At 68.8% G+C, this 3,833-nt stretch carries 4 protein-coding genes and 1 tRNA gene; 4 read left to right on the plus strand and 1 reads right to left on the minus strand.

The features are described from left to right. Together VNN10_06260 and VNN10_06265 are read left to right on the plus strand one after the other, a co-directional pair. A partial coding sequence (locus tag VNN10_06260) for an ATP-binding protein (GenBank protein ID HXH21614.1) occupies positions 1-730 on the plus strand: 730 nt, incomplete at its 5' end. Between the two features lie 98 nt (positions 731-828). Further along, a complete protein-coding gene (locus tag VNN10_06265) occupies positions 829-1,803 on the plus strand; it encodes a hypothetical protein (GenBank protein HXH21615.1) in 975 nt (324 codons plus the stop codon). On the opposite strand, the gene nhaA is transcribed toward VNN10_06265, so the two are convergent. Continuing rightward, complete coding sequence (nhaA, locus tag VNN10_06270) at positions 1,785-3,206, minus strand: Na+/H+ antiporter NhaA (protein HXH21616.1); 1,422 nt, start codon at positions 3,204-3,206, stop codon at positions 1,785-1,787. The genes VNN10_06265 and nhaA overlap by 19 nt on opposite strands. A 171-nt stretch (positions 3,207-3,377) precedes the next feature. On the opposite strand from nhaA, the gene VNN10_06275 reads away from it, so the two are divergent. Continuing rightward, a tRNA-Arg gene (locus VNN10_06275) sits at positions 3,378-3,453 on the plus strand. A 136-nt stretch (positions 3,454-3,589) separates the two neighbouring features. After that, positions 3,590-3,745 (plus strand): hypothetical protein, encoded by a 156-nt coding sequence (locus tag VNN10_06280; protein ID HXH21617.1) that lies wholly within the window; start codon positions 3,590-3,592, stop codon positions 3,743-3,745. Positions 3,746-3,833: the final 88 nt, after the last annotated feature.

A 3,833-nucleotide genomic window follows, 5' to 3' on the forward strand; every position in this document is an offset into this window, starting at 1 on the left:
GCGTCCCTTCCGCGCTCCCCACCACACTATCTCCCAGGCCGGCCTTGTCGGCGGCGGCCGCCAGCCGCGCCCGGGCGAGATCAGCCTGGCACACCGCGGTGTCCTGTTCCTGGACGAGCTGCCGGAGTTCGGACAGCAGACTCTCGAGGTCCTGAGGCAGCCGCTGGAGGACCACCTGGTCACCATCAGCCGCGCGAACGGCTCGGTCACCTTCCCCGCCAATTTCATGCTGGTGGCGGCGATGAACCCCTGCCGTTGCGGGAACTACGGCGACCCCGTCAAGCAGTGCGTGTGTTCGGAGTCGACGGTCTCGCGATACCAGCGGCGGATTTCGGGGCCGCTGCTCGACCGCATCGACATCTTCGTCGAGGTGCCCAGGATCGACTACGAGAAGCTGTCCTCGCTCGCGCCCGCGGAGCCTTCGGTCGCCGTCCGCGAGCGAGTCGACCGGGCGCGGACGCTGCAGAACCAGCGTTTCGAGGCCGCGGCCACGCAGTGCAACGCGGAAATGACGCCGGCAGAGGTACGCGACTTCTGCCAGACACGCCTCGACGAGGGGGCGCGGTCGCTCCTAAAGCTGGCGACGAGCCAGCTATCGCTTTCCGCGCGCGCCTTTCACCGCATCCTCAAGGTGGCGCGCACGGTCGCGGACCTGGCGGGCGCGGAGACGATCGGCGCGGCTCATCTGGCGGAGGCGGTGCAATACCGGCAACGCACGCGCGCCGTCTGAGGGCAACGGCGCGGTACGCGCACCCCCCGGCCCGGCCAGCGGGCACCATCATGCTGATCGGCACCTGCGCTGGCGACGGACAAGGATAGGATCGGGCCGTGGACGCGTGGCTCCTGTTCGCGATAACTGCAACGGCTGTCGTCGCTGGCGGGACGGTGCTGGCCCGCACGGCCGACATCATAGCGACGGAAACGGGAATTGGCCGCCTCTGGATGGGCTCGGTGCTGGTCGCGGTCACGACTTCGGCGCCGGAGCTGGTGACCGACGTTTCAGCGGTGCGGCAGGGGGCGCTGGACCTGGCGATCGGCGACCTCTTCGGCAGCAGCATGGCGAACATGGCTATCCTGGGCGCGATCGGGCTCGCCTTTCCAACGAAGCGCCTGCTCCAGAGCGTCGCCTTGGAGAACGTGCTCACCGCGACCCTGGCGATCCTGCTCACTGTCCTGGCCGTCCTTTTCCTGACGGCGAAGTCGCAACCGGGCGTGGGCCCGGTCGGGCTCGGCCCGGTCCTCATCGCGGCCGGCTGGCTTGCCGGCGTTGCGGCGCTTCGAGAGGTCCATGGACGCGCCGGAAGCCACGGCGAGCCCTCCGGTGCAGGCACGCTGAGGCGGGCCGTGGCCGGCTTTGCCGCCGCCGCGCTGCTGATCTTCGCCGCGGGACCATTTCTGGCGCGCACGGCCTCGGAGCTGGCTCAGGACACCGGCGTTGGGGAGACCTTCTTCGGGACGTTGGCGCTGGCACTCGTGACCTCCTTACCGGAGCTCGTGGTGAGCGCGACAGCGGTGCGTCTTGGGGCGCTGGACCTGGCGCTCGGTAACCTGTTCGGCAGCAATGCCGAGAACATGGCCATCCTGCTCGTCCTGGAGCTCGCGCACACGGAGGGCAGGATCATGGAGGCCGCGGACCTGTCGGCGGCGACGCCCGCGGTGGTCGCGATCGGGCTCATGACGATAGGCATCGCGGCCATCGTCCTCAAGGCCGAGAGGCGGCGGCTGCCGTTCGACCTTTCGGCCGCTGCTCTGGTAGCCGGCTATCTGATGGGCGCCCTCGCCGTCTACGACGCCTCGGCCTGAGCGGCCTGGAGTGCCGCCGGCTCCGGGCCCGCCTGGGCCGGCGCGGCGAAGCGCAGGTAGAGGAAGCCGGCGAGCCCGGCCGTCAACGATCCCGCCAGGATCGCGACCTTTGCCTCATCGACAAGCTCCGGCTGATCGAACGCCAGGCCGGTGATGAAGAGAGACACTGTAAAGCCAATGCCGCACACCAGGCCGGCGCCTACCATGTGGCGCCAGGTTGTACCCGTGGGCAGTGTGGCGATGCCGAGCCTCACGGCCAGCCACGAGACCAGCACGATGCCGCCCAGCTTCCCGAACACCAATCCGAAGTAGACACCCTGCGCCGTCGCGCTCGACACTGCCGCCTCGATCGAGCCGGGCGACAGCTCGACGCCGGCGTTGGCGAGGGCGAACAGAGGCATCACGCCGTAGCTCACCCACACGTGCAGGGCGTGCTCAAGGCTGTCGAGCGGGGCCTGACTGCCCGTGGTCAGGTCTTCGATCTGCTCCAGCAAGTTCTCCTGGTCGTTCTTCGACCCCGATGCGAGCGCCTCCTGGAAGCGGTCGACGAGCGAGCGCGCGACTTCCGCGAAGGTCGCGGGGTCGTAGAAGGGCCGCGCCGGTGTGAGGAGGCCCAGGACGACTCCCGTAATCGTCGGGTGCACTCCGGACTTCAGCATGGCGACCCACATCACTACCCCGACGGCCACGTAGACGTTCACGGTCCTGACGCCGCGGCTGTTCATCGCATAGATCGTGGCCAGGCAGAAGCCGGCGAATCCAAGCCAGTCGAAGGCCAGGTCCGAGGTGTAGAAAACGGCGATCACGAGGATTGCGGCGATATCGTCGACGATGGCCAGGCCGAGGACGAAGATCTTGAGGCCGAGGGGCACGCGAGTCCCCGCGATCGCCATGACACCGACCGCGAAGGCGATGTCAGTGGCCATTGGGATGCCCCAGCCGCGCTCGCCGGGCCCGCCGAGGTTCAGGCTGGTGAAGATAAGGGCCGGCGCCATGACGCCGCCGATGGCGCCGGCTACCGGCAGCATTGCCCTGCGCGGATGCGCCAGCTCACCGTGGACAAACTCGCGTTTGATCTCCAGGCCGACCACGAAGAAGAACACGGTCATCAGGCCGTCGTTCACGAGGTGCTGCAGGTCCTCGACGATGGAGACGATGCCGAGGTCGATGACGATCAGCGTGTGCCAGAGGTCGTCATAGGAGTCGCCCCAGGGCGAGTTCACCCAGACGAGCGCGGCCAGGGCCGCCGCGAGGAGAACCAGGCCGCTCGTCGCCTCGGTGCTGATGAAGACCTGGACGAACTGGCGCACGCGCGCCGGCACGAAGGTGCGCTCGTGACGGGCGAGGATGATGCTAGGGAGCGGGGGCGCGTTGCTGCGGCGCTCGTCGGGCTGGTCGGCCATGGTCACCCCATCGCCGACCAGACTTCCCGGCACGCCTCGATGAGCAAACAGTAAGGCCAGGCGCATTCGGCCGTCCAGCCTCACCATCGCGGGCCTCCGCGGCCCGGGCCGTGGCAGCGGCGCGTCCTCGCGCTTGTGACGGCGAGTCCGCCGAAGGTAAGATCTGAGGGAGCCCCCGTAGCTCAGTTGGATAGAGCGCCGGCCTCCGGAGCCGGGTGCACAGGTTCGAGTCCTGTCGGGGGTACCACGTCGATGTCCATCTGGAGCCGCCGGCCTTAGCCGGCGGCCTTTGCGTCACGGCAACGGGGCACAGTGCCACCCGGCGGACACCGACCTGACCTGGCGGCCTCGGCGTCCAGCCGCCGACGGCCTCATGGGGGAACATGCTGAGCGGCGCCTCTCGCCCGTTCTTCGAGCACCGGCCCACCCTCGCGCTTTTCCCCGGCCTGGCCATCAGCCTCGCCATCTTCGGCTTCAACCTCTTCGGCGATGCGATGCGGGACGTGCTCGACCCGAGGCTGCGCGGCGGACGCCGCTAGGCCGGCCCTGAGTGGCCAACGAGGGCGTCGAGGATCTCTCGCATCTCGACGAAGAGGTCGTTGACGCGGACGCGCGAGTGCGCGTCCA

This window comes from Dehalococcoidia bacterium (assembly GCA_035574915.1).
Taxonomy (GTDB): Bacteria; Chloroflexota; Dehalococcoidia; order DSTF01; family WHTK01; genus DATLYJ01.

Coding starts and splice junctions, on each gene's coding strand:
- nhaA (HXH21616.1), bottom strand. CDS start 3,206: ATGGCCGACCAGCCCGACGAGCGCCGCAGCAACGCGCCCCCGCTCCCT.
- VNN10_06280 (HXH21617.1), top strand. CDS start 3,590: ATGCTGAGCGGCGCCTCTCGCCCGTTCTTCGAGCACCGGCCCACCCTC.